The sequence below is a fragment of the Rhabdonatronobacter sediminivivens genome, assembly GCF_013415485.1.
Lineage (GTDB): Bacteria > Pseudomonadota > Alphaproteobacteria > Rhodobacterales > Rhodobacteraceae > Rhabdonatronobacter > Rhabdonatronobacter sediminivivens.
On sequence record NZ_JACBXS010000025.1, the window covers coordinates 26,987 to 53,585 of the forward strand.

The 26,599-nt window shown below is 66.3% G+C and carries 22 protein-coding genes and 1 tRNA gene; 13 read left to right on the forward strand and 10 right to left on the reverse strand.

Annotation, left to right across the window (positions count from 1 at the left end):
* Positions 1-281: 281 nt before the first annotated feature.
* The 5 genes from urtE to urtA form a co-directional block, all read right to left on the reverse strand.
* Positions 282-977 (reverse strand): urea ABC transporter ATP-binding subunit UrtE, encoded by a 696-nt coding sequence (gene urtE / locus HUK65_RS12410; protein WP_179906593.1) that lies wholly within the window; start codon positions 975-977, stop codon positions 282-284.
* Between the two features lie 3 nt (positions 978-980).
* Positions 981-1,721, reverse strand: coding sequence for an urea ABC transporter ATP-binding protein UrtD (gene urtD / locus HUK65_RS12415; RefSeq protein WP_179906594.1), 741 nt, complete (start codon positions 1,719-1,721; stop codon positions 981-983).
* On the reverse strand, positions 1,721-2,923 hold the full coding sequence (gene urtC / locus HUK65_RS12420; protein ID WP_179906595.1) for an urea ABC transporter permease subunit UrtC: 1,203 nt from the start codon (positions 2,921-2,923) through the stop codon (positions 1,721-1,723). The genes urtD and urtC overlap by 1 nt, the downstream gene beginning before the upstream one ends.
* Before the next feature lie 4 nt (positions 2,924-2,927).
* Positions 2,928-4,907 carry an urea ABC transporter permease subunit UrtB gene (urtB, locus tag HUK65_RS12425; protein ID WP_407692432.1) on the reverse strand — a complete coding sequence of 660 codons (1,980 nt, stop codon included), beginning with the start codon at positions 4,905-4,907 and terminating at the stop codon, positions 2,928-2,930.
* Between the two features lie 63 nt (positions 4,908-4,970).
* The gene (gene urtA / locus HUK65_RS12430; protein WP_179906596.1) at positions 4,971-6,254 is read right to left on the reverse strand and encodes an urea ABC transporter substrate-binding protein; all 1,284 of its coding nucleotides are present in this window, start codon (positions 6,252-6,254) and stop codon (positions 4,971-4,973) included.
* 457 nt (positions 6,255-6,711) lie between these two features.
* Here urtA and HUK65_RS12435 point away from each other — a divergent pair, with 457 nt between their 5' ends.
* The 6 genes from HUK65_RS12435 to HUK65_RS12460 all read left to right on the forward strand — a co-directional run bounded on the left by HUK65_RS12435 (position 6,712) and on the right by HUK65_RS12460 (position 12,359).
* Complete coding sequence (locus HUK65_RS12435; protein ID WP_179906597.1) at positions 6,712-7,893, forward strand: ABC transporter substrate-binding protein; 1,182 nt, start codon at positions 6,712-6,714, stop codon at positions 7,891-7,893.
* A gap of 116 nt (positions 7,894-8,009) precedes the next feature.
* Positions 8,010-8,804 carry an ABC transporter ATP-binding protein gene (locus tag HUK65_RS12440; RefSeq protein ID WP_179906615.1) on the forward strand — a complete coding sequence of 265 codons (795 nt, stop codon included), beginning with the start codon at positions 8,010-8,012 and terminating at the stop codon, positions 8,802-8,804.
* Entirely contained in the window at positions 8,801-9,325 is a 525-nt protein-coding gene (locus HUK65_RS12445; protein ID WP_179906598.1) for a hypothetical protein, read from the forward strand. The genes HUK65_RS12440 and HUK65_RS12445 overlap by 4 nt, the downstream gene beginning before the upstream one ends.
* A gap of 3 nt (positions 9,326-9,328) precedes the next feature.
* The gene (locus HUK65_RS12450; protein WP_179906599.1) at positions 9,329-10,039 is read left to right on the forward strand and encodes an ABC transporter ATP-binding protein; all 711 of its coding nucleotides are present in this window, start codon (positions 9,329-9,331) and stop codon (positions 10,037-10,039) included.
* A 5-nt stretch (positions 10,040-10,044) separates the two neighbouring features.
* Positions 10,045-11,058 carry a branched-chain amino acid ABC transporter permease gene (locus HUK65_RS12455; RefSeq protein ID WP_179906600.1) on the forward strand — a complete coding sequence of 338 codons (1,014 nt, stop codon included), beginning with the start codon at positions 10,045-10,047 and terminating at the stop codon, positions 11,056-11,058.
* Positions 11,055-12,359, forward strand: coding sequence for a branched-chain amino acid ABC transporter permease (locus tag HUK65_RS12460; protein WP_179906601.1), 1,305 nt, complete (start codon positions 11,055-11,057; stop codon positions 12,357-12,359). Before HUK65_RS12455 ends, HUK65_RS12460 begins: the two co-directional genes overlap by 4 nt.
* Before the next feature lie 259 nt (positions 12,360-12,618).
* Here the strand turns inward: HUK65_RS12460 and HUK65_RS12465 are convergent.
* Positions 12,619-12,702 (reverse strand) — tRNA-Tyr (locus tag HUK65_RS12465).
* An 87-nt stretch (positions 12,703-12,789) separates the two neighbouring features.
* A complete protein-coding gene (locus tag HUK65_RS12470) occupies positions 12,790-13,431 on the reverse strand; it encodes a hypothetical protein (RefSeq protein ID WP_179906602.1) in 642 nt (213 codons plus the stop codon).
* Positions 13,432-13,578: 147 nt separating this feature from the next.
* Between HUK65_RS12470 and rlmB the strand changes: the two genes are divergently transcribed.
* Positions 13,579-14,364 (forward strand): 23S rRNA (guanosine(2251)-2'-O)-methyltransferase RlmB, encoded by a 786-nt coding sequence (gene rlmB, locus HUK65_RS12475; protein WP_179906603.1) that lies wholly within the window; start codon positions 13,579-13,581, stop codon positions 14,362-14,364.
* A 244-nt stretch (positions 14,365-14,608) separates the two neighbouring features.
* Here rlmB and HUK65_RS12480 read toward each other — a convergent pair whose 3' ends face one another.
* Complete coding sequence (locus tag HUK65_RS12480; RefSeq protein ID WP_179906604.1) at positions 14,609-15,175, reverse strand: LOG family protein; 567 nt, start codon at positions 15,173-15,175, stop codon at positions 14,609-14,611.
* Positions 15,176-15,300: 125 nt separating this feature from the next.
* On the opposite strand from HUK65_RS12480, the gene HUK65_RS12485 reads away from it, so the two are divergent.
* Positions 15,301-17,016, forward strand: a complete 1,716-nt coding sequence (locus tag HUK65_RS12485) for a LysM peptidoglycan-binding domain-containing protein (RefSeq protein WP_179906605.1) — start codon at positions 15,301-15,303, stop codon at positions 17,014-17,016.
* Between the two features lie 21 nt (positions 17,017-17,037).
* On the forward strand, positions 17,038-17,874 hold the full coding sequence (locus tag HUK65_RS12490; RefSeq protein WP_179906606.1) for a rhomboid family intramembrane serine protease: 837 nt from the start codon (positions 17,038-17,040) through the stop codon (positions 17,872-17,874).
* Positions 17,875-18,035: 161 nt separating this feature from the next.
* Here HUK65_RS12490 and HUK65_RS12495 read toward each other — a convergent pair whose 3' ends face one another.
* Complete coding sequence (locus HUK65_RS12495) at positions 18,036-19,163, reverse strand: carboxylate-amine ligase (protein ID WP_179906607.1); 1,128 nt, start codon at positions 19,161-19,163, stop codon at positions 18,036-18,038.
* Between the two features lie 69 nt (positions 19,164-19,232).
* On the opposite strand from HUK65_RS12495, the gene HUK65_RS12500 reads away from it, so the two are divergent.
* The gene (locus HUK65_RS12500) at positions 19,233-20,018 is read left to right on the forward strand and encodes a heme-dependent oxidative N-demethylase family protein (protein WP_179906608.1); all 786 of its coding nucleotides are present in this window, start codon (positions 19,233-19,235) and stop codon (positions 20,016-20,018) included.
* 6 nt (positions 20,019-20,024) lie between these two features.
* Here HUK65_RS12500 and HUK65_RS12505 read toward each other — a convergent pair whose 3' ends face one another.
* Positions 20,025-21,311 carry a hypothetical protein gene (locus HUK65_RS12505; protein ID WP_179906609.1) on the reverse strand — a complete coding sequence of 429 codons (1,287 nt, stop codon included), beginning with the start codon at positions 21,309-21,311 and terminating at the stop codon, positions 20,025-20,027.
* 74 nt (positions 21,312-21,385) lie between these two features.
* Between HUK65_RS12505 and HUK65_RS12510 the strand changes: the two genes are divergently transcribed.
* The 3 genes from HUK65_RS12510 (at position 21,386) to HUK65_RS12520 (ending at position 26,461) form a co-directional block, all read left to right on the forward strand.
* Complete coding sequence (locus tag HUK65_RS12510; protein WP_179906610.1) at positions 21,386-22,075, forward strand: DNA-3-methyladenine glycosylase; 690 nt, start codon at positions 21,386-21,388, stop codon at positions 22,073-22,075.
* A 401-nt stretch (positions 22,076-22,476) separates the two neighbouring features.
* Positions 22,477-25,536 (forward strand): Rne/Rng family ribonuclease, encoded by a 3,060-nt coding sequence (locus tag HUK65_RS12515; protein WP_179906611.1) that lies wholly within the window; start codon positions 22,477-22,479, stop codon positions 25,534-25,536.
* Positions 25,537-25,708: 172 nt separating this feature from the next.
* Positions 25,709-26,461, forward strand: coding sequence for a cytochrome c biogenesis CcdA family protein (locus HUK65_RS12520; RefSeq protein WP_179906612.1), 753 nt, complete (start codon positions 25,709-25,711; stop codon positions 26,459-26,461).
* The last annotated feature ends 138 nt before the right edge of the window (positions 26,462-26,599 follow it).

A 26,599-nucleotide genomic window follows, 5' to 3' on the forward strand; every position in this document is an offset into this window, starting at 1 on the left:
CCCGCCCGGCGCGGGTCGATCGAAGATCGATCCGCGCCCGTTGGGCCGGGCCGCGCATTCTGCGCGGCTGCGGCTCTGGTTGGCGTGTTCGGGGATGATCCGGCGCGGGGTGCCGGTGGCCAGTCTCTCTCGGCTTGCTGCGTGTTGTGTTCCTGCCCGGGGCGTTCATGCCCCGGGCAGCGCCCGACGCAGGCGCGCAGTGTGGGTGGGTGCGGCACGGGGGCGCTATTGCCGCGTCGGCACTGCGACGAGGCGCGAGGGTGCGGGCGAGTGTTCCGGTCTCAGATGGAGACGCGCTCCAGGATCTCTTGCTTGGTCACGTCCTGCGCGCTCTGTGACAGGACCACCTCGCCGCGGTTGAGCACGCAGAAACTGTCGGCCAGCGCATAGGCGAAATCGAAATATTGCTCGACCAGCACGATGGCGATCTGGCCCTCGGCGCGCAGCAGTTCGATCACCTTGCCAATCTGCTTGATGATATTGGGCTGGATGCCCTCGGTCGGTTCATCCAGCAGCAGAACCCTGGGTTGCGCGATCAATGCGCGGGCGATGGCCAGTTGCTGTTGCTGCCCGCCTGACAGGTCGCCGCCGCGCCGGTCCTTCATCTGTTTCAGGACCGGAAACAGATCGTAGATCCGGTCAGGGATGCGGCGCTCGGCCCGCGGCAGGCAGGCGAAGCCGGTCTGCAGGTTTTCGGTTACGGTCAGCAGGGGGAATATCTCGCGCCCCTGAGGGACATAGGCGATGCCCGCCTGCGCCGCCTGCGCGGCCGAGGGATGCTCCAGCACCTGCCCGTCCAACGTGATGGTTCCGCCCGAATAGGGGTGGCGCCCGGCGATGGCGCGCAGGAGCGAGGTCTTGCCCACCCCGTTGGTGCCCATCACCGCCGTCACCGCGCCGGGCCGCGCCTGCAGCGACACGCCCCACAGGATTTGCGACGCCCCGTAATGCAGGGTCAGGTTTTCAACGCTCAACATGTCTCAGCGCCCCAGATAGACATCGATCACCTGCTGGTCTTGCGTGACATGGTCCAGCGATCCTTCGGCCAGCACAGACCCTTCGTGCAGCACCGTCACCCGGCAGTCCAGGCGGCGGATGAACTCCATGTCATGTTCGATCACCATCACCGCGCGGCTGCGCGCGGCGCGGGTCAGCAGCGCGGTGGTGTGTTCGCGCTCGGCCGGGGTCATTCCGGCGGCGGGTTCGTCCACCAGCAACAGGCGCGGGTCCTGGGCCAGCAGCATGCCGATTTCCAGCCATTGTTTCTGCCCGTGGGACAGGTGGCCGGCACGGTGGTCCAGCCGCGCAGCCAGGCCAACTTCCTCGGCCAGGTCCTGTATCCGCGCGCGGTCGGCAGCCGAGGCTTTCCACATCAGCACCGACAACGGCCCGCGCTTGTTGGCCAGTGCCATGGCCAGGTTGTCGCGCACGCTCTGATCCTCGAACACGGTGGGTTTCTGGAACTTGCGCCCGATCCCGGCCGTGGCGATCTGGCTTTCCGAGAGTTTCAGCAGGTCGATCTGGCGTTCGGTCCACAGCACCCGGCCTTCATCCGGGCGGGTCTTGCCGGTGACGATATCCATGAAGGTGGTCTTGCCCGCGCCATTGGGGCCGATGACGGCGCGCAATTCAGGCTCGGCCATGGCGATGGAGAGGTTGTTGATGGCGCGGAACCCGTCAAATGTGACCGACACGCCCGAGACTTCCAGCAGCGTGGCCATCAGCTTTTCCTTACCAGATAGTCGAACAGCCCGCCGATGCCCTTTGGAAAGAACAGCGTGACCAGCACGAAGCCCAGGCCCAGCAGCACCAGCCACCAGTCGGTCCAGACGATGCGATAGAAGCCCAGGTCGATATTGGGTGCCCCGCCCCCGGTGAGCCAGCTTGACAGCAGCGACACCAGCGCCGCCCCGATCACTGCGCCATAGAGCCGCCCGCGCCCGCCGATGGCGACCCAGACGGCCAGATAGATGCTGGCGATGGGGGCGATTTCGGCGGGGTTGATGATCCCGGCCTGCGGGTAGTAAAGCGCGCCCGCGATGCCTGATATGATCCCCGTAAGGGTGAAGACAAAGAGCTTGTAGCCTTCGACATTGTAGCCAAGGAAGCGCACGCGGGCCTCGTTGTCGCGGATCGCCTTGATCACCGAGCCGAACTTGCCCGAGACCACCCAGGCAAAGAGCAGATACCCCGCGCCAAGGGCAAAGGCCGAGGCCCAGAAGAACCACACCGATATCACCGATTGCGGCAGATGCAGCGAGCCGGGGATGTTCTGCAACCCCGACAGCCCGTTGTTCCCGCGTAGCCCGGTATCATTCTGGAACAGATAGAGCGACAGCGCCAGCGTCATGGCCTGGGTCAGGATCGACAGATAGACGCCGGTCACGCGGGAGCGGAAGGCCAGCCAGCCGAACACCAGCGCCAACAGCCCCGGCACCAGCACCACCATGGCCAGTTGGAACGGCAGCGAACCCGCAAAACTCCAGATCAGCGGCAGTTCGCTGGAGCCGACGACGCCGAAGATCTGGGCGGCGACGGCCTCGGACACCTCGGCCTCGGTCGGCGGGATGGTGCCCCGGCCCAGATTGTCACGGATGACGATTTCCGTGCGCGCATACATCAGCCACATGCCGATGGCATAGCCCCCCAGCCCGAAGAAGGCGAAATGGCCCAGGCTGAGGATGCCGCAATAGCCCCAGACCACATCCATCGCCACGGCGATCAGGCACAGGCACAGCGTCATGCCCAGCACCTTGACCAGTGAGGTGGAGATCACGCCGACTCCCATCCCTTCGGACAGCACGGTGACACCCAGCGTGAACAGCCCCAGAAGCCCCATGAACCACAGCACCGACGGATTGTCGCGCAGGAAGCTGCGCCGGACGGGGGCAGGGGCGGCGGGGCTGGAAACGTCGATCTTCATTCCCTCAATCCCCCGCCGCGCGGCCCTTCAGGGCAACGATGCCCTTTGGCCGGAACTGGATGAACAGGATGATGAACAGTACCATATAGGTCTGTGCGGCCAGCGTATTCGCCGGGTTGAACCATTCGATCCCTTTCTGAAGCGCGCCGATCAGCCCGGCCCCGGCCAGGGTGCCAAAGACCGATCCCACGCCGCCGACCACCACGGTCATGAAGCTTTGCACGATATATTGCGCCCCCATTTCCGATGTGACCTGCGCATACATGCCGATGGCCACTCCGGCGACCCCGGCGATGCCGGAGCCCAGGCCAAAGGTCAGCATGTTGATCCGGTCCGGGTTGATCCCCATGGACGCGGCCATGCCGGGGTTCTGCGTCACGGCGCGGACCTCCAGCCCCAGCCGGGTGCGGTTGAGGATGAACAGCAGCAACAGCAGGAACAGGATCGCCATGACGAAGATCCCCACCCGCAGCGTGCTGATGGACACGATATCGTTGAACCGGATCGCGCCCGCCAGCCAGTCCGGCGCGGTCAGCGGGCGGGCCTGGGTGCCGAAGATGTTCTTGGCCAGTTGCTGCAGCGCGATGGAGATACCGAAGGTGGCCAGCAGCGTCTCCAGCGGGCGGGTATACAGGTGGCGGATCACCAGCCGTTCCATGGCCACCCCGGCGGCGAAGGTCACCGCAAAGGCCAGCGGCAGCGCCACCACCAGCGACACCGTGTAATCGGGGATCAGCGTCTGCACCACATAGCCGGTATAGGCGCCCATCATGATGAATTCGCCATGGGCCATGTTGATCACCCGCATGACGCCAAAGGTGATGGCCAGCCCGATAGCGGCCAGAAAGAAGATCGAGGCCAGCGAGAGCGCATCGAGCGTGATGCCCAGGAATTGCCAGGCGCTGATCGTGGCGCGGGTGCTGTCCAGCGCGGCGCGGGCGGCATCGGTCACGGCGCTGTCAGGCTCCAGATAGGCGTCGAAGAAGACTTGCTGCGCGACCGCCGCCTCCATGTCGGCGGTGGTGACCAGGGGCGCGACGGTCCCGGCCTCCTCCAGCGCGCGATAGGCCTCGCGGCGCATCTCGTCAGTGTGCAGGCGATGGACGGGGATGCCCGCGACCTCGCCATCCACGACATTGGCGCGCAGGGCATCGCGGATGGCATTGCGGCCCGGGCGGTCCTGGGCCAGCCCGGCATCCGACAGCCGCTCATAGGCGGCGATCAGGTCGATGTCCTCGCCCACCACGCGGATCCGGGCGACATTGGTGCCTTCGGGGATTTCGGTGGCGAATTCCGACCGGGTGGAAAGGATCTGGTTCAGCGCCCGCCGGGCTTCGGTGCTGATATCGCCCGAAAGGCCGTCGATGGCGGCCACACGGGTGGCACTGTCACTGGCGAACCGGGCGTTGAGCAGGTCCAGCAGGCGGGCCATGCGGGTGGCGATGGCAGCATCCGTTTCGACCGCAAGCGCCGCTTCCAGCGCGGGGATCTGGTCTGGTTCAGGGCTGCGGGCGATCGAGGCCAGCGCGGCGCTGCGCCGCGCCGGGTCCGGGGCCAGCAGCTCGAAGCTGACCAGCGCGGCCTCGATCTCGCGCCGGACGCCGGCATTGACGCGGATCTGGTTGACATCGCGGGTGGTGGTGGTGCCGGCCTCGGCGCCGGTGTCGATGTCGATCAGGGTCAGATCGCGCCCCGCGCCCTCGGCCGCGTAGAAGAACAGCCCGTCCTCGGGGCGTTCATAGACTTCACGCGCGGCCCAGCGGGTCAGGAAATCCGGGGTTCCGGGCGCGTCCGCAGCCTGCAGCGCGTCCAGCACCGTGCCCACCTGCGCGCGTGAGGGGCTGGCGACCTGCTCCTGCACCGTTTGCAGCACATCCTGCAGGGGGGATGCGTCCTGCGCGGCCAGCGGCGCGGGGCGCAGCATCAGCAGCAGGGGCAGGATCAGACAGGCCAGGAACAGGGCGGTCCGGGGCAGGCGCGTCATGGGCGGTCACTTTCGGCAAGGGGCGGGCAGGGGGCACGCGGCCCCCCGCCCGGGTGGCAGCGCTCAGTAGTTCGAGGTCAGCTGCACGCAGGTTTCGGACGCGGTGTCGTACATGCCGCATTCCAGCGCCTGCCAGTCGCTGGTCAGCGTTGCGCTTTCGGACAGGAAGGGCGACCAGGCCTCGCCCGCGACTTCCTCGGTCTGGCTGATGATGTCGAATTGCCCGTCGGCGCGGATCTCGCCGATCAGCACGGGTTTGGACAGGTGGTGGTTGGGGTTCATCACCGCCATGCCGCCGGTCAGGTTGGGGAATTCCTGGCCCCACATCGCCTCGCGCACCGCATCCACATCGGTGGTGCCGGCCTCTTCGACCGCGTTCACCCACATGTTGAAGCCGATGTAATGGGCTTCCATCGGGTCATTGGTCACGCGGCTGTCATCGCCGATGAACTCATGCCAGGCGGCGATGAATTCGTCATTGACCTCGGTATCGGCGGACATGAAGTAGTTCCAGGCCGCCAGATGGCCGACGAGGCGCGAGGTATCGAGACCCGAAAGCTCTTCCTCGCCGACCGAGAAGGCCACCACCGGCAGGTCGAAGCTGTCGATCCCCTGGGCTGCCAGTTCGGTGTAGAAGCCCACATTGGCATCGCCATTGATGGTGGAGATCACGCCCACCTGCTTGCCGCCCGCGCCCAGCGCGATCACGTCGGATACGATGGTGGACCAGTCCGAATGGCCAAAGGGCGTGTAGTTGACGAAGATGTCTTCCGGCGCGATGCCCGCATCCAGCAGATAGGCTTCAAGGATGGCGTTTGTGGTGCGCGGATAGACATAGTCGGTGCCCAGAAGCGCGAAGGATTCGACGCCCAGTTCCTCAAGGAAATAGTCCACCGCCGGGATGGCCTGCTGGTTGGGCGCAGCACCGGTGTAGAACACATTGCGAGAGCTTTCCTGCCCTTCATACTGCACCGGGTAGAACATTAGTCCGTTGAGCTCTTCCAGTACCGGCAACACGGCCTTGCGCGCGACCGAGGTCCAGGCGCCGAAGATCACGTCAACCTCCTCGACCGTGATGAGCTGGCGCGTCAGTTCCGCAAACAGCGGCCAGTCCGAGGCCGGGTCCACGACCACCGCCTCCAGCTCACAGCCCAGCAACCCGCCATTGGCGTTCTGCTGTTCGACCAGCATCAGCATCACGTCGCGCAGGGTGGTTTCGGAAATCGCCATGCTGCCCGAAAGCGAATGCAGCACGCCGACCTTGATGGGGCAATCAGCCAGTGCCGGGCTTGTTGTCGCCATCAAGGCCGCGGCAGCGGCCGATGCGTAGAGGGTTTTCTTGACCATATCGATGCGGGTCCTTGGATAAGGCCGCGTCTGTCGCCCGGGAAAAACCTTGCCATTGTTAGGCATTGCCCCCAGATCAGGCAGAGCAGCTGTTCATGTTGCTCATGCCCAACGGGTCGGTATCCGCCAAGATCAGACCGTTGGGCATGTCTTAATTCTGTTGACGCTTGGTCAACGCCCCAGTTGTCGCCGTGGCAGGCGGTATCGGTAAAGTGGCACATCATTGGCGCGCAGCTTTTCGGCGTGGCACGCACGGCACTGTGCATTTTTTGGGCGTTTATTCCGATCAGCGCCCGCAAAACGTGCTGCAGCGCAGCGATGCGCGCGCCTTGCCGCTTGCCAAAGCCTCTTTTCCGGCCATGGACCCCATGATAAACGAATTGGGTGGCTGCGGTTTCCGCTCCGGCGGGACCCTGGCTCGATAACGACCAAAAACCAACGCAAGGGAGTTGAATCCATGAGGAAACTGTTGCTTGCCAGCACCGCGATCGCCTTTGGCGCCGGTGCCGCGATGGCCGATGACATCAGGTTTGGCGTGCTGCTTGGCTTCACCGGTCCGATTGAATCGGTCACGCCGCATATGGCGGATTCGGCTGAAATGGCCTGGCAGGAGATCAACGAGGCCGGCGGCATCCTGGGCGGGCAGATGATCGGCTCGGTCCGGGCTGACAGCACCTGTCTGGACGCCAGCGCGGCACAGGCCGCGGCCGAGCGTCTGATCTCCTCGGACGGGGTCGTTGGCATCATGGGCGCCGACTGTTCGGGCGTGACCATGGCGGTTCTGCAGAACGTGGCGATGTCGGCCGGTGTGCCGATGATCTCGCCCTCGGCGACCTCGCCGGCGTTCACCACCACCGACTCGGGCGGCATGTTCTTCCGCACCGCGCCGTCGGACGCGCGTCAGGGCGCCGTTCTGGCCGAGATCATCACCGAGCGTGGGATTTCCAACGTCGCCGTGACCTACACCAACAATGACTATGGCGCGGGCTTCGCCAACGCCTTTGTCGAAAACTTCGAAGCCGCTGGCGGCAGCGTCACCACCTCGATCCCGCATGAGGACGCGCGCGGTGACTATTCGGCCGAGGTCGGCACCCTGGCATCGGCCGGTGGCGATGCGCTGGTGATCCTGGGCTACACCGACGGTGGCGGCGCCATGCTGCGCACGGCCTGGGAACTGGGCGCTTTTGATGCATTCTTCATCGGCGACGGCATGTATGGCGATGAGTTGGTCGAATCCGTGGGTGAGGCGCTGGAAGGCACCGTGGGCACCCTGCCGGGCGCCGAGGGCGAGATGGCAGACGCCTTCGCCGCGCTGGGCGAAGCCAACAACGTGCTGACCGCCAGCTCCTTCACCGGTGAAAGCTATGACGCCGCCGCCCTGCTGGCCCTGGCCGCGCAGGCCGCGGGCGAAGCCACGCCCGAAGGCATCGCCGCCAACATCCTGAACGTGGCCAACGCCCCGGGCGAGGAGATCCTGCCCGGCGAACTGGGCCGCGCGATCGAGATCCTGGCCAATGGCGGTGAGGTCAACTACATCGGCGCCACCGATGTGGAGCTGATCGGACCCGGTGAAGCTGCCGGCACCTACCGTGAATATGTCGTCGAAGACGGCCAGTTCGTGACCGTGCGCTTCCGCTGATCGCCAGCACCGAAGCGCGTTCCGGGCCCGGGGGGCAGCCACGTCCCCCGGGCCTTTTCCGAACCAAGACCGAATCCGGCAAACGGATCGCATCAACAGGGAGACCGGCCATGGACATGATCCGGGTCGAGGATCTGCACAAGCATTTCGGCGGCTTCCATGCCGTCGATGGCGCCAGCCTCAGCATTGAAAAAGGCTCGATCACCGGGCTGATCGGCCCCAATGGAGCGGGCAAGACCACGCTGTTCAACGTGATCGCGGGGGTGCTGCCGCCGACCTCGGGGCGGGTGATCATGGAGGGCGCGGACATCACCGGCCTGCCGCCGCACGCCCTGTTCCAGAAGGGGCTGCTGCGCACCTTTCAGATCGCGCATGAATTCCACACCATGACCTGCCGTGAAAACCTGATGATGGTGCCGCCGCGCCAGTCGGGGGAAAACCTGTGGTCGGCCTGGTTCGAACGCGGCAAGGTCCGGCTGGAGGAAGAGGAAATCCGCCGCCGCGCCGATGAGGTGCTGGAATTCCTGACCATCGACCATATTGCCGATGAAAAGGCGGGCATGATCTCGGGCGGGCAGAAGAAGCTGCTGGAGCTGGGCCGCACCATGATGACCGACGCCCGCGTGGTGTTCCTGGACGAGGTTGGCGCCGGGGTGAACCGCACGCTTCTGAACACCATCGCGGATGCCATCGTCCGCCTGAACCAGGAGCGCGGCTATACCTTTGTGGTCATCGAACATGACATGGATTTCATCGGCCGCATCTGCGACCCGGTGATCTGCATGGCCGAAGGCAAGGTCCTGGCCGAGGGCACGCTGGATGAGATCAAGGCCAATGAGGCCGTGATCGAGGCCTATCTGGGCACCGGGCTGAAGAACAAGGTTGTCAAGGAAGAGGAGGCGACCCTGTGATCCGCCCCATGATGACGCTGGCCGTGGCGCTGGTGCCGCTGCCCGTGCTGGCCCAGTCCCCCTGCCTGCCGCTGGGCGCGCAGGTGGCGCTTTGTGCCGAAGGCACCCCCTGGGCCGAGGCCCGCGCCCTGCCGTTGGACGATGATTTCGTCTCCTATGAGGCGCCGCCGCTGTATCTGGAGGCCAGCACCTCCTGGATCACCCCGGGTGAGGCCGGCACGCCCGAGGCCGCGCTGAGCGCGCTGGAGGCTGCACTGGCCGAGGACACCGCCGCCGAGGGCGCCCCTCTGCCGCTGCGCCGCGGGCGCGAGACTGTCACCACCGACCACGCCACCATCACCTATGACGTGTTCATCGAGGTGGACGCGGGCGAAGCCTTCCCCTTGGCCGTCATGGTGCTGGAGGATCAGGGCGGCTGGCTGACCCTGATGCTGTCCAGCGACACCCCGATGGAGGAGGACCGCTTCATGGCCGAAGCCGACTCGCTGGCGCGCCTGTTGCGCCCCGCGCCGGAGGGCTGAGCAATGGCCGACCCCTATCTGATTGGTGATGCGATGACCGGCGGCTATGGCGGTGCCGACATCCTGCATGACTGCACCATTTCCGTTGAACGCGGCGAGATCGCGGTGATCGTCGGTCCCAATGGCGCGGGCAAGTCCACCGCCATGAAGGCCGTCTTTGGCATGTTGCAGCTGCGCAAGGGCATGGTGCGGCTGGACGGCACCGATATCACGGGCCTGAGCCCGCAGGCGCGGGTGCGCGCGGGCATGGGCTTTGTGCCCCAGACCGGCAATATCTTCCCCGGCATGACGGTCGAGGAAAACCTGGAAATGGGCGCCTTCATCCGTGACGACGACATCTCGGACACGCGCGAGCAGGTGTTCGACCTGTTTCCCATCCTGCGCGACAAACGCGCCCAGGCCGCGGGCGAGCTGTCCGGCGGGCAGCGCCAGCAGGTGGCCGTGGGCCGCGCGCTGATGACCAAGCCGAAGGTGCTGATGCTGGACGAGCCCACCGCCGGGGTCTCGCCCATCGTCATGGACGAGTTGTTCGACCGCATCATCGAGGTCGCCCGCACCGGCATCCCCATCCTGATGGTGGAACAGAACGCCCGCCAGGCGCTGGAGATCGCCGACAAGGGCTTCGTCATGGTGCAGGGGCGCAACCGCTACACCGACACCGGCAAGGCGCTTCTGGCTGACCCCGAAGTGCGCAAGAGCTTCCTGGGAGGTTGACGCAGATGGATCCGGTATCCGCCCTTGTCACATTGACAAATTTCGTCCTGATCCCCGGGTTTGCCTATGGCAGCCAGCTGGCGCTGGGGGCGCTGGGGATCACGCTGATCTATTCCATCCTGCGGTTTTCGCATTTCGCCCATGGCGATGTGATGGCCTTTGGCACCATGGTGGTGATCTTCACCACCTGGGGGTTTCAGGCAATCGGCATCACCGGCGGCGGGGTGATCCCCACCGCGCTGCTGGCGATCCCGGTGGGGATTGCGGTGATGATCGTCTATCTGCTGGTGGCCGATCGGCTGGTCTATCGCTTCTTTCGGCAGGTAAAGGCCAAGCCGCTGACCTTCGTCATGGCCTCGCTGGGGGTGATGTTCGTCACCAACGGGCTGACTCGGCTGTTCATCGGGACTTCGGAGCGGCGGTTCGAGGACGGCGAGCGCTTCATCTTCTCGGTCCGGGATTTCCGCGAATGGACGGGTCTGGCCGAAGGGCTGGCGCTGCGCTCGTCCCAGGCGATCACCATCGTCACCGCGCTGCTGGTGATGGCGGCCCTGTTCTGGTTCCTGACGCGCACGAAATCGGGCAAGTCCATGCGCGCCTATTCCGACAATGAGGATCTGGCGCTGCTCTCGGGCATCAACCCCGAACGTGTGGTGACCATGACCTGGATGATCGTTGCCGGGCTGGTGGTGATCGCCGGCACGCTTTACGGGCTGGACAAGGGCTTCCGCCCCATCAACTACTTCCAGCTGCTGCTGCCCATGTTCGCCGCCGCCATCGTGGGGGGGCTGGGCTCGCCCATCGGGGCGATTGTCGGCGGCTTCGTGGTGGCGTTTTCGGAAATGGGCATCACCTATGCCTGGCGGCGCTTCTTCACCCATCTGATGCCCGAGGACATGGCCCCCGACAGCATGTTGCAGCTGCTGCCCGTTGACTACAAATTCGCCGTGACCTTTGCCATTCTGGTGATCGTGCTGATCTTCCGGCCCACCGGTATCTTCAGGGGGAAATCGATATGAGCGTGAACTGGCGCAATATCGGCCTGTTTGCGGCCATGGGGCTGGTGCTGGTCATGGTGGCAGCGTTCCAAAGCTGGCAGCTGGCGCTGACCATCCTGAACATGAGCCTGATTTCCGCGATCATGGCCCTGGGCGTGAACATGCAATGGGGCTACGCGGGGCTGTTCAATGTCGGCATCATGGGCTTCACGGCTGTGGGTGGGCTGGCGGCGGTCCTGATTGCCATGCCGCCGGTGAACGAAGCCTGGGCCGCTGGCGGTCTGGGCGCCATACTGGGCCTGATGCTGGGTGTGGCGACGATCCTGGCGGCGGTGGTGGTCTACAAGCGCATGACACCGGGACGGCTGCGCGGAATGGTGATCTTTGCGGTGATCGTGGTCGGCTGGCTGGTGGCGCGGTTCTTCTTTGCGCCGGCCACGCAGGCGATCCAGGCGGTCAACCCGGCCTCCGAAGGGTATCTGGGCGGGCTGGGCCTGCCGGTGATCCTCGCCTGGCCGGTGGGCGCAGTGTTCGCCGCCGGGGCAGCGTGGCTGGTGGGCAAGGTCAGTTTGGGGTTGCGCTCGGACTATCTGGCGATTGCCACGCTGGGGATTTCGGAAATCATCATCGCCATCCTGAAGCACGAACGCTGGCTGGCGCGGGGGGTGAACAACGTCACCGGCATCCCGCGCCCGGTCACGCGCCCGGTGGATCTGCAGCCCCAGCCCTGGGTGCAGGACCTTGCCGGGCGGCTGGGCTGGAGCGTTTCGGAAACCGCCTCGATCCTGTCGGCACTGGGGTATTCGGTGCTGTTCGTGATCGTGCTGGCGATCCTGATCTGGCTGGCCGAAAAGGCGCTGAACTCGCCCTGGGGCCGGATGATGCGCGCCATCCGCGACAATGAAACCGCCGCCCGCGCCATGGGCAAGGATGTCACGCGGCGCCATCTGAACATATTTGTCCTTGGCTCGGCGGTCTGTGGGCTGGCGGGGGCGATGATGGTTTCGCTCGACGGCCAGTTGACGCCCGGCAGTTACGAGCCGCTGCGCTTTACCTTCCTGATCTGGGTGATGGTGATCGTGGGCGGGTCCGGCAACAACTGGGGCGCGGTGCTGGGGGCCTTTGTGATCTGGTTCCTCTGGGTGCAGGTGGAGCCCGCGGGCCGCTGGCTGATGGAGATGGTCACCTCGGGGATGGAGCCCGGCTCTGACCTGCGCCGGCACCTGCTGGATTCGGCGTCACATATGCGCCTTCTGACCATGGGCGTGGCGCTGCTGCTGGTGCTGCGCTTCAGCCCGCGCGGGTTGATCCCGGAGAAATAGCGCATCGAGGGGCGGCGGTGGAACTCCTGCACGGCCGCCCCGTGGAACACAGGCGCCTCGGTGGCCGAAGGACGCATGCGCCGACCCCTTCGGCCGCCATGTGTCGGCGCTCTCATGGCCGTGCAAACAGGCGGGCAATGCCGAGCATCCCATGGCGGTAACCCGCGCGGGAACGGATTTCACCGGTTGGGTCCGAATGCCCGGGCATGCCTGTCCGCACACACCATCACCGGCGAAAAAACATTTATTTTCATGGGAATGGTGGGCGACCCTGGAATCGAACCAGGCGTGGGTCTCCCCGGCGGAGTTACAGTCCGCTGCCGCACCTTGCAGCTCGTCGCCCTCTGAGCGGTCAATTACCGAAGTCGGCTGCAGGCGTCAAGGCGCGAATTCGCCCCTGTTGCAGGTGTTTCGGGCCCGGGGTGCAGGCTCAGATGGCAACGCCCTTTTCAAGCACATTCACGGTCTTGTCGACCTTGAACATCCGGGCCAGGAGTTCGGGCTCTCCCGGGACGTACCATTGTTTAATCTCGATATGCGTGGGGGCCATGTGCACGGGTTGGGTGCGCTTGTCGCGCGTCGCGTTATCGGGGCTGACCGATCCGGTGGCCGGTTTCCCCTTGCCGACATAAGCGTTCAGCCGCGTGTGCAGTTGCGCCCTGACAACGCGCCCGCAATCGCCCCATTCTTTCGGGATCACCAGACACCGGCTGGCTGCGACCGCCAGCGGAATGCCCAGGTCCCGGGCGCGGGAGCGGATCAGAAAGTAGTGCTCGGGTTCCAGCCACCAGTTGCCGGTTGGATTGCCCCGGTTGCTGCCGATGAACCGATAATAGAAGCCCAGCGGCATCCTGGTCTTTTGTGGTGATATGATCCCACCGTTCTGGACGGCAAAGCTGTCGGGGTTCGGCACCTTCTTGCGGTCCAGCGCCTCGGCCTCGGTGCGAAAGCGGATGTGATAGCCATCCCTGCCGTTCCTGACCTCCGGGTCCATCCCGCGGGCGCGCGTCAGCCAGTAGAACTGGCCGATGCCGTGAAAACAGTGCAGATTGTCCTGGGGGCGCGTTTTCATGCGTGTCATCACGAAGCCCTTCCCGCCATTTCAAGGGCAGAGGATACACCAGAAAGCTGATTCTCACCAAGGGTGCAGTGAGCCTTCGCGCTTGAACACCGCGCGCTGGCGGCGCATTCTGCCGCCGCATGCGCAGCGGAGGCCGCAATGAAGAAACCCGCCTGGGTGATTGACAAGGAAAAGGCGCGCCGTGCCGAACGGTCTGAAACGCTGTGGCTTTTCGGGCTTCATGCGGTGCGCGATGCGCTGCTGAACCCGGCGCGCGGGCGGGGGCGTCTGGTGGTGACGCGCAATGCCGCCGACCGTCTGGCCGCGGCGATCGCCGAAAGCGGCATGACGCCGGAACTGGCCGATGCGCGCCGCTTTCCGGTGCCGCTGGACCCCGGTTCGGTGCATCAGGGCGCCGCGCTGGAGGTGCGCCCGCTGGATTGGGGCGCGCTGGATGCCGTCTGTGCGCCCCCCGCCGTGGGCCGCGGGCTGGTGGTGCTGCTGGACCGGGTCAGCGATCCGCATAATGTCGGCGCCATCCTGCGCTCGGCCGAGGTATTCGGCGCCCAGGCGGTGATCGCCCCGGAGCGTCACGCCGCCCCGGAAACCGGCGCCCTGGCCAAGACCGCCAGCGGGGCGCTGGAGCGTCAGCCCTATCTGCGGGTGCGCAACCTGAGCGACACCATGCTGAAACTGCAGAAGATGGGCTATCTGATGGTCGGGCTGGATGGCGCGGCAACCGCCGATCTGGGGCCCACGCTGGACGGGTTCGCCGATGCGCCCGTGGGTCTGGTGCTGGGGGCCGAAGGGCCGGGCCTGCGCGAGCGCACCCGCGCCACATGTGACGCGCTGGTGCGAATCCCGGCGCAGGGGGCTTTCGGGTCGCTCAATGTCTCGAACGCGGCGGCAGTGGCGCTATACGCGGCGCGGCACGCAACCGGATAGGGCCTTTGCCGCCGAGGACGGCGTGCCCTGGGCAGTTTTCCGTTCCAGGCGTCGCGGTTCATCCTCTGTTCACATAAGTGCGAGATACTCTTCAAACGTCATGCGTGGCGCCTATGTGCGATAGAGGCGTGGATACGGAACATCTGCGTCTCATGTGTTACTGTCCCTCGTTCCGCAACTGCGCCCGGCGTTTCGCGCCGGGCGTTTTTTATTGGCAGAACAAGGGGCTGGGGCAGGGGGCGGGTTAGGCTGCCTGGTTCAGGGCGCCGCAAAGCCGCTCTTCCAGCGCCGCCACGCCCTCGACGGTGTGAAAGAACCCCGCCAGCGACGGATCGGCGAATCCCTGGTCGATGACATGGCGGATCAGCCCGGTCAGGGGCGCCCAGTAGCCGGCGCTGTCCAGCAGGATGATCGGCTTGGCATGCAGGCCCAACTGGCGCCAGGTCAGGACCTCGAAGAACTCGTCCAGCGATCCCGCGCCGCCGGGCAGAACCACCATGGCGTCGGAATTGGCGAACATCACCTTCTTGCGCTCATGCATGGTTTCGGTGATCACCAGCGTGGACAGATCGGTGCGGGCATCCTCGGCACCCATCAGGTGGCGGGGGATGACCCCGAATGTGGCGCCGCCGTTCTGCATGGCCGCGCGGGCTGTTTCCCCCATCAGGCCCAGGTCCCCCGCTCCATAAACCAGCCGCCAACCGCGCCTTGCCAGCATCGCCCCCACATCGCGCGCCGTGCGCAGATGGGCCGGATTATTCCCGGGGCGCGCACCGCAAAAGACACAAACCGAACGGGTCAGGGGCTGCATGGGGCGGTTCCTTTGCGTTTACACTTGTGCAGGGCGGGATTCTGCGCAGTGATAGCGGGGCAGACTGGGGGAAACAAGCGGAAGGGTCGGGATGCGGTGCTGCTGCCCGGTTCGGTCTTGAGATGATGGCGCGGCCTGTCCTGGCCGGTGCGCTGGCGGGTATCGTGCTTGCCGGTGCGGCGCTGTTTGGCGCCGCGCTGTGGCGCAGTGCGCCCGCGCCGCCCGCACCTGTTCAGGATGCTCCATCTCAGGACGCACCCGCTCAGGATGCCCCCACGCCGGATACCCCCACGCCCGCCGCGCCCAGGCTTGCACAGGACCCACCCGCGCCAGAGGCCGCGCCCTCTGCTGCGGCCTCGGATCTGCCGCGCTTCGATCAGGTTCGCAGCGATCCTGCGGGGGGTGTGGTCCTTTCGGGGCGGGCAATGCCGGGGGCGGCGGTGGCCGTGCTGGTGGATGACGCACCTGCCATGCGCACTGCCGCTGATGCCGGGGGTGCCTTTGCCGCCATTTTCGTGCTGGAGCCATCGCCGGAACCGCGCCTGCTGGCGCTGGAGATGACGCTTGCCGATGGCCAGCGGGTCCGGTCCGGCGATACGGTGATGCTGGCGCCCACGACGGCGCCTTCGCCTGCTCCGACGGAACTGGCCGCCCTGCCGCAAGACCCCGAGGCCACCCCCGCGCCGGAGTCGCTCCCGGTCGATGCGCCTGCGACCCTGTCCGAGGCGGCAGCGCCTGTCGCTGCAGACCCGGGCGCTGGAATGCAGGCCCCCGAGACGCTGACCCCAGAGGTCCGGACGCCCGAAGCGCCACCCTCTGAAGCCACGGAACCAGAGGTTGCGGCAACCGAGACTTTGGCAACCGAAACTGGAGCCCCCGAAACTGCGCCACCCGAGACTGTGCTAATTGAGACAGCGGAGGCCGAGACTGAAGCCCCCGAGACTGTGGCCCCCGAGACTGACGTATCCGAAACCGTGGCGCCCGATCCTTCGACTGAAACCGCCAGTGCCGCGCCCGCAGTGCAGGATGCAGCGCCCCGGGCTCGGCCCGTGCCATCGCCGGATGCGCCGCCCGCGCAGCGTCTGGAAGCTCCCGCAGATCCGGGCGCGCCCGGGGGTGCGGCGCCGCGCGCTCCGCCTCCGTCTGCCGAAGCCGAGGCGCCGCCGGATCAGGCCGTAGCCCCCGCGCCGGGCGTTGCGGCATCTGCGGGTGGCCCGGAAGGTCCGCCCGAGGGCGAGGATCAGGTTCCGGCCCCGCATCTGGCGCAAGCCGCGCCCGCGCTTGTGGCGCCCCCGGTGATGCGCATCAGTGCCGGGGGCGCGGTCGAGGTTCTGCAGCGCGACGGCGCCGCCACCCCGCCCGAGCTTGCCAAGAACGTGCTGGTCGATGTCATCAGCTACGGTGCGGCGGGCGAGGTGCAGATTGCCGGACGCGCGCCCGAGGCCGATGCCGAGGTGGTCATCTATATCGACAACCGCGCCGTTGCCCGCGCCCGCTCTGCCCCCGATGGCAACTGGCGCGCCACCTTGCCGGATGTGGACGAGGGCATCTATACCCTGCGCGTGGATGAACTGGCCGCCGATGACAGCGTGCGCTCCCGGTTCGAAACGCCATTTCAGCGCGAGGCACCCGAGCTGGCGGCAGCGCCGGGCGCGGTCCGGGCGGTGACCGTGCAGCCGGGCAATACGCTCTGGGGCATTTCCGCCGCGCATTACGGGGAGGGGATCCTCTATCTGCGCGTGTTCGAGGCCAACCGTGACCAGATCCGCAACCCCGATCTGATCTATCCCGGCCAGGTCTTTGCCATCCCCCGCCCCGAGGGCGACGATGCGCCGGAGTGATGCGTTAGAAGGGCGCGCGGGATGATCCTCGTTCTGGGGGACAGCAATCCCACGCATCATATCCGGCGCCCCTGGGTGAATTGGGGGCTGATTGTCGGCTGCGTGGTGCTGTTCTTCGTCAACCCCTCGTATCAGGACTACGGGCTGACACCTGCGGAGCTGCATCTGGCGGTGCTGGAGCCGGGGCAGGGGGCGGCGCTGCAGGTGGCGCCGACGCTGGTCAGCTACATGTTCCTGCACGCCAGCCTGCTGCATCTGGGGGGAAACATGCTGGTGCTTTGGGTCTTTGGCGACAACATCGAAGATGCCATGGGCCACTGGCGCTATGCGCTGTTCTTCGTGCTGGCGGGCATTGCCGGGGGGGTGGCCGAGGCGGCCCTTGGAGCGACGCCCGATATCCCCGTGGTTGGCGCCAGCGGGGCGATTGCAGGGGTGATGGGGGCGTATCTGCTGTTGCATCCACGGGCGCGGGTGCTGGTGCTGCTGGCCTTTCGCCTGCCGATCGTGATTCCGGCCAGCCTGTTCGTGGGGCTGCATGTGGGCTTTGACCTGTTGGCAGTGCTGTTGCCTGCGGAAGACCCCGAGATGCTGGTGGCCTTCTGGGCGCATCTGGGGGGATTTGCGGCCGGACTGGGCTTGTTGCTGGCACTGCGATACCGCGATGTGCCGCTTTTCCAGCCTGCCAGCCGCTACCCGGACCAGCCCTTTGGCCGCTGGGGGCGGTTCCTGATTGATCTGGGGCATGCGCGCGATGCAGGCGCGGGGCCGGTCCCCATGACCCGCCGCGTGATCTTTGGCGTGAAATCGGTGCTCTATCTGCTGGTGATCTGGGTCCTGGTGGAGATGTTTCTGGTCTGAGCGTCAGCGCGTCCGGCTGGTCTGGTGATCCAGCGGAGCGCGCGTGCCGCGCGCAGGTTTTCTGGCACTGCGTGCGGTTTGAGGGGGCATTCTGCCCCCTCTGCGCGCGGGGCGCGCGCATTCACCCCCGGAGAGTACTTGCGGCAAGGTGAACCGGGGTGTCAGACGCCTTCGAGGTATTCCTCCATCAGATGGCGCAGGACGGCGTTGAGGGCCTCGGGGCGGGTGGCGCCGGATTCGATCGCCTGGGCAAAGGCGCGGCGCTGGCGGTCGGCGCTGGTGCCCTGGGCCAGGATATCGCGGGCGCCGTGCAGTTCGGCGGTGCAGCCGAGGGCTTCGGCATCGGGGGCGATGAGGTCGAAGAGTTCCTCGAGCAGGTCGGGGAAGGGGATGACCGCGCCGCGGCCAAAGTCGATCAGCCCTTCGCGCACACCGTGGCGTTGCGCGCGCCAGCGGTTTTCGCCGATCAGGAAACGGTCGTAGATGCGCCAGCGCTGGTTGCTGCGTTTGAGGCGGACCAGCATGCGGGTCAGGCATTGGATGATGGCGGCGACGCTGGCGGTATGGTTCAGCCGGGGCATGACATCGCAGATGCGGGTTTCCAGCGTGGGGTAGCGCGACGAGGGGCGTATGTCCCACCAGAGTTTCGAGGTGTCCTCGATCACGCCGGCGCGGCGGATCACATCGACCGAGCGCAGGTATTCGGCGTGGGAGTCGAAGACCGGCGGGAGCCCGGTGCGGGGCAGGTTGTCGAAGACCGTCAGCCGGTAGCAGTTGAGCCCGGTATCCTGCCCCTGCCAGAAGGGCGAGGAGGTGGAGAGCGCCAGGATATGGGGCAGGAAGTAGCTGAGCTGTGCCATGATATCGATCCGCAGGTCGTCATCATCAATGCCGACATGCACATGCATGCCGCAGATCAACAGGCGCCGCGCCACCCCGGCCAGGTCGCGTTCAAGTTCGATGTATCGGGTCTTTTCGGTGTGGTGCTGGCGGTGCCAGTCGGCCACCGGGTGGCAGGAGACCGCAAGCGGGGCCAGACCGAACTCGGCCGTCAGCCGGGCGATGGTGCGGCGCAGATGGGCAAGGTCGGCGCGGGCCTCGGCGATTGTGCTGCAGACACGGGTGCCGACTTCGATCTGGCATTGCAGGAACTCGGGCGAGACCTGATCCTCCAGCTCCGTCCGGCAGGCCTCCATCAGCGCGTCCGGGGCCGGGGCGAGGTCCAGGGTTTCGCGGTCAATGAGGAGGTATTCTTCCTCGATGCCGACGGAATAGCTGGGGTGGTCCATGTGCATGGGCAAGGATTGCAATGCCGGCGGGATTCAGGCAAGCGCAAATCCATGAAGGAGGCGGCGAAGATGGCGGAAGAAATTGCGCAGGCGGAACTGCCGGTCGCGCGATGGGCGGATGCGCGTTTGCGCCGCTTGCCTGGGATGGTTCCCGTGGATACGGCCGAGTGGCTGGTGATCGATGACGCATTTGGCGCGCAGATGGCCGAGCGCGCGCGGCTGCTCTCCGAAACCCCTGCGGCGGTTCTGGTGGGCGATGGGCCGACACCTGAGGCGCTGGAACTGCTGAACTTGGTGCAGGCAGAGTTGCCGCTTCGGGGTTATCTGGCGCTGGACGGTGGCTGGCGGCGGCCGGATGGGGTGGAGGTTCCGGTGGATGCGGAGCGCCCGCTCTGGACCCTGGGGCATCTGGTGCAGGAAGATCTGTGCATCCACACCCGCCCCGAGGGCAGCGCCGAACATGTATTGAGCGCGGCCGTGCTGTGCTTTCCGGCCAGCTGGACACTGGCCGAGAAGATCGGGCGCCCGCTGACCGGTGTTCATGCGCCGGTCGAGGAATATGACGCAGGTCTGGCGGCCAGGGTGCAGCGGCTGTTCGATGCGCTGCGACCGGAGCAGCCGCTGATGCGCTACAATGCGCTGCACTACAGCGATCCGGCGCTGTTTCAGCCGCGACCGGAGGCCGCGCCGCGGCGTGCCGAAGACGCAAACGCCCGCTGGATTCGGTCTGAACGGCAGGTCTTGCGCCGAATGCCGCGCACGGGGGCGGTGGTGTTCGCCATTCATACCTGGGTCGTGGCCGAAGAGGCCCTGACCCCCGCGCAGGTCCGGGCGCTGGTTGACCACCCGTTGTGACCCGGTTCAAAATGTGACCGCTGCGGCCCCCATGGCCGAAATCATCAAGCTGCTGATCTTCAGGCCCAGGGAAGCGGTGAGCAGCAGGGTTGTGACCATCTGCGGCTGGCTGGTTCCGGTGTCGATGGTGATGGCATCGCACAGCGCATCCGTCAGGGCCAGTCGCTTCAAGCGTTTGGGGGGTGAAAGCTCATCAGGTGGCCCGGATGCCCTGGCTGGCGGTGGCGCTTCTTCCGGGCAGCGCAAAACTGGGCCGATCCGCGCCTCCTCTTCCGGTCTGCGGGACGCGCCGCGCATGACGGGGCTGCCGACTGGAACCGGCGGGAACCTGGCATCTTCGGGCCGGGTGCGGCGCTGTGTCAGTCTGCGGTCTTGCGCTGACTGCTGTGCCGGTTTGGCCCCGGAAAAGACGCTGCAGCGTTGCGATTCCGCTGCCAGGACCGGGCGTTCATAGCGGTGGCGCAGATGCGGCAGGGGTGCGCCGCGTTGCATGGCGTTCAGATCCGACAGCGCACATCTGGCGTATTCCCGGGCGCAGAGGGCCAGTTGGCCGGGCAACCAGACCACGATCTGCGGGGGGAGGTGGGCAAACAGGGCATCGGTGGCCGCTTGCATGGTGTGGTCAGGTATTCCGGGTGCGACGGTGATCAGCAGGCGCCAGTGGCACTTGCGCAACGCCAGCGCCAGCCGCGCAGCGGGAAGCTCGGCGAAAGGGGTTTCCGGGCGGAACAGGGGGGGCGCCTCCGGCGCGGGGCTGTCGTCAAGCGCGATGGCGATGCGATGTCCATCGAGGGCAAGAAGAATGGCGTTGCCACGCAGTTCAGCCATGGTTATCGCATGGCCGCTGACGCAAAGCGTGTTCAGCAACTGCGGAAAGAGCGCTTGCGGATCAGGCGCCCGGCCGCGGGTGTAGAGGGCCTGCAGGGCCGGAGCCCGTTCCGCTTCGGCACCGCCGGGTGGCGGGGCTTCTGGCTGAGGTGAGGGCGCGGTGTCATGTGGTGCAGAGGCAGGCGCGCGCGCGACCGGCTGCGCATCGGGGGTATCGGGCCCGGATGGGCTGTCCTGCCGGACCAGATCGGCGATGGTGCTCCGTATCCGCAGGTCATCAGGCATTGCCTGCGGATCGGCGCCCATGTCGGCGCCAGAGGAGGCGCGGCGGGATGGATGGCGACCGGCATCGGCATCGGGCGGGGTCCCGGCGCCCGCCGGATTTTCGGCAACGGCGGGCCGGGCCACGCCTACAGGTTGCGCAGCGTCAAACACGAACTTGGCATTGGGCGTGTTCTGAGTCATGGGGGAAATATAGCCGCAAAACGCCTTGATGGGGACAGTTTAACGCTTCAAATCCAATCTTTCAGGGGGGGAAGATGTCCGAGTTTTCTTCGGGGCAAAACGCGGCAGGGTCCGGGGCCGCCGATCCATCTGTCGCCGCTTCAAAGGGCGACCATCTACCCAGGGTTGTGTTTGATGCCTCGGCGGTCGAGGTCGCCCGGGCGTTGATCGGTGCGACCCTGCGGCTGCGCGGCGCAGGGGGTGTGATCGTCGAAACCGAAGCCTACACCCCCGGGGATCAGGCCTCGCACAGCCATTGCGGGCCAACCCGGCGCAACGCATCGATGTTCGGCCCGCCGGGGCATGCCTATGTCTATCGCTCCTACGGGGTGCATTGGTGCCTCAATCTGGTCTGCGCCCGGGGCCATGCGGTTTTGCTGCGCGCGATTGAGCCACGGTTCGGATTGGAGCGGATGCAGGCCCGGCGCGGTGCGCGCTGGGGGGTGCGGGATCTGTGCTCGGGGCCCGGGCGGCTGGCGCAGGCGCTGGGAGTGACTGCGGCGGATGACGGCGCGCGCTTCGACCTGCCGGATTTCGGCATCTTTCCCGGCCCCCCACCCGCGGGCGTGCTTGAAGGCCCGCGGATCGGCATTTCGCGCGCCACCGATCTGCCCTGGCGTTTCGGGCTGGCGGGGTCACGCTTTGTCAGCCGGCCCTTCGCTGCCCGTAATGCAGGCGACCTGCGCACCAGCGGGCCGGATTCCCCGCGCCTGCGAAAAAGGTGATTGTCTTTTCCCCCATTCCACCCCATGCTGCACGCATGATGGTCCGCGCAGCGATTGCGCCGGAACCGGAAGATTTCGCTGTTTTCGCCTGTGACTGGCCCGCAAGGCCGGGGTTGCGGTGTCAACAGATGGATTGGCCGGATGGCCGCTTTGCCCATGGATCACATTCCCGGGCATGTCAGAACCGGCGCCACGCCGTGGCGCCTTGGAAAGAACGCGATGGCAGGTGCCGCAGGAATGCCGATTGACATAGCGAAACAGGACCGGGTCCTGTCGCGCCGCATCGGATGCAGTTCCCGCGCTACCCCGGTCCACGCCCAGACAAGCCGCCCCCTGCGTTGCCATGCCCCGCCCGGTTCCGGGCGAAGGCAGGCATCCCGCATGAGGCGCATTGGAACACAATGGCTCACAAAATGCTTATCGATGCCACCCATCCCGAAGAGACCCGGGTTGTGGTGGTTGACGGAACCAAGGTTGAGGAATTCGATTTCGAAACCGCAAACCGTCGTCAACTTGCCGGAAACATCTATCTTGCCAAGGTAACACGGGTCGAACCTTCGTTGCAGGCCGCTTTCGTGGATTATGGCGGCAATCGGCACGGCTTCCTGGCCTTCAGCGAAATCCACCCGGATTATTACCAGATCCCCGCCGCCGACCGTGAGGCCCTGCTGGCCGAGGAACAGGCCCTGTCCGAGGATGCCGAGGAAGAGGCGCCCAAACCCAAGGTGCGCCGCGCCTCGAACCGGCGCGGACGCGCATCGGCCGAACGCAGCAAATCCCCCGATGCCGTGGAAACCCGCGAGATTGCGGGCATGGACATTGTCGAACCCGAAGGCGACGGCGACGCCCGCCCTGCCGAGGACGCCAATGCAACCCCCGCGGCCGAGGCGAAGACGCCAGAGCCCTCGGCGGATGATGCGGCCCCGGAACCTGCCGAAACCGCCACGTCCGACACGGCCGCCGATGACGACAGCAACGATGACACCCCTTCGGAGCGCGAACCCTATGTCGCGGCCGACCATGCGGCTGAAACCGATGATCAGATCGAATCGGTTGCGGATGATGATGTCAGCGACGAGGTCCGCCCCCGTCGCCGCCCCCGGATGCGCCGCTACAAGATCCAGGAAGTCATAAAGGTCCGCCAGATCATGCTGGTGCAGGTGGTCAAGGAAGAGCGCGGCAACAAGGGCGCTGCGCTGACCACCTATCTGAGCCTGGCCGGGCGCTACTGTGTGCTGATGCCCAACACCGCCCGCGGCGGCGGCATCAGCCGCAAGATCACCAACGCCGCCGACCGCAAGAAGCTCAAGGATATCGCCGGATCGATCGAGGTGCCGAAAGGGGCAGGGCTGATCATCCGCACCGCCGGGGCCAAACGCACCAAGGCCGAAATCAAGCGCGACTATGAATACCTGTTCCGCCTGTGGGAGCAGATCCGCGAACTGACCCTGAAATCCATCGCCCCCGCGCCGATCTATGAAGAGGGCGACCTGATCAAGCGGTCAATCCGCGATCTGTACAGTCGTGAGATCGACGAGGTTCTGGTCGAAGGGGGCGATGGCTACCGGGTGGCCAAGGACTTCATGAAGATGATCATGCCGTCCCATGCCCGCAACGTGAAGCAGTATCAGGAGCAGATGCCGCTCTTCGCCCGCTATCAGGTGGAGAGCTACCTCTCGGGGATGTTCAACCCCACGGTGCAGCTGAAATCCGGCGGCTATATCGTCATCGGCGTGACCGAGGCGCTGGTGGCCATCGACATCAACTCGGGCAAGGCCACCAAGGAAGGCTCGATCGAGGAGACCGCGCTCAAGACCAACCTTGAAGCCGCCGAGGAGATCGCCCGCCAGCTGCGCCTGCGCGACCTGGCCGGGCTGATCGTGATCGACTTCATCGACATGGAAGAGCGGCGCAACAATGCCGCTGTCGAGAAGATGCTGAAGGACAAGCTGAAAACCGACCGTGCGCGGATTCAGGTGGGGCGTATCTCAGGCTTCGGGCTGCTGGAGATGAGCCGCCAGCGGCTGCGTCCCGGCATGCTGGAATCGACCACCCAGCCCTGCCCGCATTGCCACGGCACCGGGCTGATCCGCTCGGACAACAGCATCGCCCTGACCGTCTTGCGCCAGATCGAGGAAGAGGGCACGCGCCGCCGCACGCGTGAGGTGCTGGTGCGCGCGCCGGTGGATATCGTGAACTTCCTGATCAACCACAAGCGCGAACATATCGCCCAGATCGAGGCCCGCTACGGCATGGCCGTACGGCTGGAGGGGGACCCCTCCATGGTCAACCCCGACTTCACGCTGGAGAAATTCCGCACTGCGACCCGCGTGGTCGATCAGGTGGCGGCGCCGGTGGTTTCGGTTGACAGCTCGCATATGGCCGACACCCCCGAGCCCGAGGAAGAGCCCGCGCCCGCGGAGGCCGCGCCCGCAGAGCCCGCAAGCCAGGCCGAGAATGCGCCCGAAAACGGGTCCGAGGACGGCGGCGGCAAGCGGCGTCGGCGGCGTCGGCGGCGGCGCCGGGGCGGCAACGGGGGGGATGACGCGCAGGGCGACATGCAGGCCGAGGGCCAGAGCGACGCCCAGGCGGATACCGATGCCAAGACGACCGAGGCCCCGCAGGACGCCGCGCCCGCCGAAGCTGCCAGCGCCGAGGCGCCCGAGGCCGAAGCCGCAACCCCGGCTAAACCCGCGCGCCGTCGCGGTGGTCGGCGCAGCCCGGCCAAGAAGGCCGAGACTGCGCAAGCTGAGGCCACGCAGCCTGAAGCCACACAAGATGAGGTCACGCAGCCTGAGGTTGCGCAAGGTGAGGTCACGCAGCCTGCAGTCACGCAAGATGAGGCCACGCAGCCTGAGGCTGCGCAGCCTGAGGCTGCGCAGGCCGAATCCGAGGCCGCATCCGGCTCCAGTGCCGTAAGCGAAAGCTCTGCGGAACCAGCCGCGCCCGCGTCTGTGTCTGTGTCGGCATCTGACCCCGTGCCGGAGGCACCCACGCCCGCCGAGGCAACTGAGGCAACCACCGAAGAGGGTGCACCGGCCCATGAGCCTGCGGCATCCGAAAGCGCGCCGGAACAGGCCACCCCCGTGGCGGCCGAAGCCGCCGCGCCTGCGCCCGCCGAAGCGCCGGAGACCGCAGCCCCGGTTGCCGAGGGTCCGGACGCTTCAGCGGCGCCCGCGCCCGAGGTTGCGTCCGACGCTGTGCCCCACTCGGCGTCCGATGCTGTGCCCGGCTCTGTGCCTGACTCCGTGCCGGAGCCTGAAGCAGAAAGCCCGGCGCCTGAACAGCCGCCCCAGGAAACCGCGGCCCCGGAAACGGTCAACGGTGCGCCCCCGGCCCAGCCTGATCCCGCCTCCGACCCTGCAAACGAAGCGGACCCCGCGCAGGACGAGGAACCGGCCGCTGCCGAGCCTGAGTCAGCGCGTCCCCGCCGCCGGGGCTGGTGGAGCATCGGCAACTGATCGCCCTTGATCCCGCGGCCTGCGGTCCTGTCCTTGCGGGCAGGCCGCAGGCCGACCTGTTTACGCAACCGTGACAATCTGCGCCGTGACCTTCGGCGCTGCTCTGGCTAAGACCGGGGCAAGACCCTGTGACGCGCCTCATGCGCTGCGCGGGCCATGACGGAGGCTTCTGATGCTGGGCATCGACATCATCGACGCGGCGTTGATACCTGCGCTTCTGGTGGCTCTGGGCGCCGGGGTCCTGTCGTTCCTGTCGCCCTGTGTCCTGCCGATCGTGCCGCCTTACCTGGCCTATATGGGCGGGATCAGCATGCAGGAATTCACCACCACGGGCCGCACGCAGCGCCGCGCCATCCTGCCGGCGCTGTTCTTTGTGATGGGGCTGTCCACGGTGTTCATGCTGCTGGGCTTCACGGCCTCGACCATGGGCAACCTGTTTCTGCGCAATGCAGAGCTGTTCGGGCAGATTGCGGGGGTGGTGGTGATCGTCTTCGGGCTGCATTTCCTGGGCGTGTTCCGCATCCCGCTGCTGATGCGTGAGGCGCGGGTGGATGCGGGCGATCAGGGCGGATCGGCGCTGGGGGCCTATGTGCTGGGGCTGGCCTTTGCCTTTGGCTGGACACCCTGCATCGGGCCGGTTCTGGGCATGATCCTGACCATGGCCGCGGCCGAGTCCACAGTGGCGCGCGGGACCGTGTTGCTGGGGGTCTATGCCTTGGGGCTGGGGGTTCCGTTCCTTCTGGCGGCGATCTTCGTGCAGCGGTCCATGTCAATGATGCAGAAGCTCAAGCGCCATATGGCGCTGATCGAAAAGGTCATGGGCGGGTTGCTGTTGCTGGTGGGCATTGCGCTGGTCACCGGGGCGTTCTCGGCCTTTTCCTGGTGGTTGCTGGAGACCTTTCCGGCCATGGCACTGATCGGCTGATGCTGCACAAACCGCTTAACAGGCTGCTGAAGAAGTCGCCCGCCTCCTGATGTTCAGGCAAGGGACCGGGAAACTGTTCCTCGGCATGCTTTCCACAAGCCCTGTCCCGGGCGACCAGCCCGGGACGCGCCCGACCCT

Bases quoted from the DNA above. Each gene is read 5' to 3' on its own strand.
- urtE (WP_179906593.1), bottom strand. From the start codon at position 977: ATGTTGAGCGTTGAAAACCTGACCCTGCATTACGGGGCGTCGCAAATC.
- urtD (WP_179906594.1), bottom strand. From the start codon at position 1,721: ATGGCCACGCTGCTGGAAGTCTCGGGCGTGTCGGTCACATTTGACGGG.
- urtC (WP_179906595.1), bottom strand. From the start codon at position 2,923: ATGAAGATCGACGTTTCCAGCCCCGCCGCCCCTGCCCCCGTCCGGCGC.
- urtB (WP_407692432.1), bottom strand. From the start codon at position 4,907: ATGACGCGCCTGCCCCGGACCGCCCTGTTCCTGGCCTGTCTGATCCTG.
- urtA (WP_179906596.1), bottom strand. From the start codon at position 6,254: ATGGTCAAGAAAACCCTCTACGCATCGGCCGCTGCCGCGGCCTTGATG.
- HUK65_RS12435 (WP_179906597.1), top strand. From the start codon at position 6,712: ATGAGGAAACTGTTGCTTGCCAGCACCGCGATCGCCTTTGGCGCCGGT.
- HUK65_RS12440 (WP_179906615.1), top strand. From the start codon at position 8,010: ATGATCCGGGTCGAGGATCTGCACAAGCATTTCGGCGGCTTCCATGCC.
- HUK65_RS12450 (WP_179906599.1), top strand. From the start codon at position 9,329: ATGGCCGACCCCTATCTGATTGGTGATGCGATGACCGGCGGCTATGGC.
- HUK65_RS12455 (WP_179906600.1), top strand. From the start codon at position 10,045: ATGGATCCGGTATCCGCCCTTGTCACATTGACAAATTTCGTCCTGATC.
- HUK65_RS12460 (WP_179906601.1), top strand. From the start codon at position 11,055: ATGAGCGTGAACTGGCGCAATATCGGCCTGTTTGCGGCCATGGGGCTG.
- HUK65_RS12470 (WP_179906602.1), bottom strand. From the start codon at position 13,431: ATGAAAACGCGCCCCCAGGACAATCTGCACTGTTTTCACGGCATCGGC.
- rlmB (WP_179906603.1), top strand. From the start codon at position 13,579: ATGAAGAAACCCGCCTGGGTGATTGACAAGGAAAAGGCGCGCCGTGCC.
- HUK65_RS12480 (WP_179906604.1), bottom strand. From the start codon at position 15,175: ATGCAGCCCCTGACCCGTTCGGTTTGTGTCTTTTGCGGTGCGCGCCCC.
- HUK65_RS12485 (WP_179906605.1), top strand. From the start codon at position 15,301: ATGGCGCGGCCTGTCCTGGCCGGTGCGCTGGCGGGTATCGTGCTTGCC.
- HUK65_RS12490 (WP_179906606.1), top strand. From the start codon at position 17,038: ATGATCCTCGTTCTGGGGGACAGCAATCCCACGCATCATATCCGGCGC.
- HUK65_RS12495 (WP_179906607.1), bottom strand. From the start codon at position 19,163: ATGGACCACCCCAGCTATTCCGTCGGCATCGAGGAAGAATACCTCCTC.
- HUK65_RS12500 (WP_179906608.1), top strand. From the start codon at position 19,233: ATGGCGGAAGAAATTGCGCAGGCGGAACTGCCGGTCGCGCGATGGGCG.
- HUK65_RS12505 (WP_179906609.1), bottom strand. From the start codon at position 21,311: ATGACTCAGAACACGCCCAATGCCAAGTTCGTGTTTGACGCTGCGCAA.
- HUK65_RS12510 (WP_179906610.1), top strand. From the start codon at position 21,386: ATGTCCGAGTTTTCTTCGGGGCAAAACGCGGCAGGGTCCGGGGCCGCC.
- HUK65_RS12515 (WP_179906611.1), top strand. From the start codon at position 22,477: ATGGCTCACAAAATGCTTATCGATGCCACCCATCCCGAAGAGACCCGG.
- HUK65_RS12520 (WP_179906612.1), top strand. From the start codon at position 25,709: ATGCTGGGCATCGACATCATCGACGCGGCGTTGATACCTGCGCTTCTG.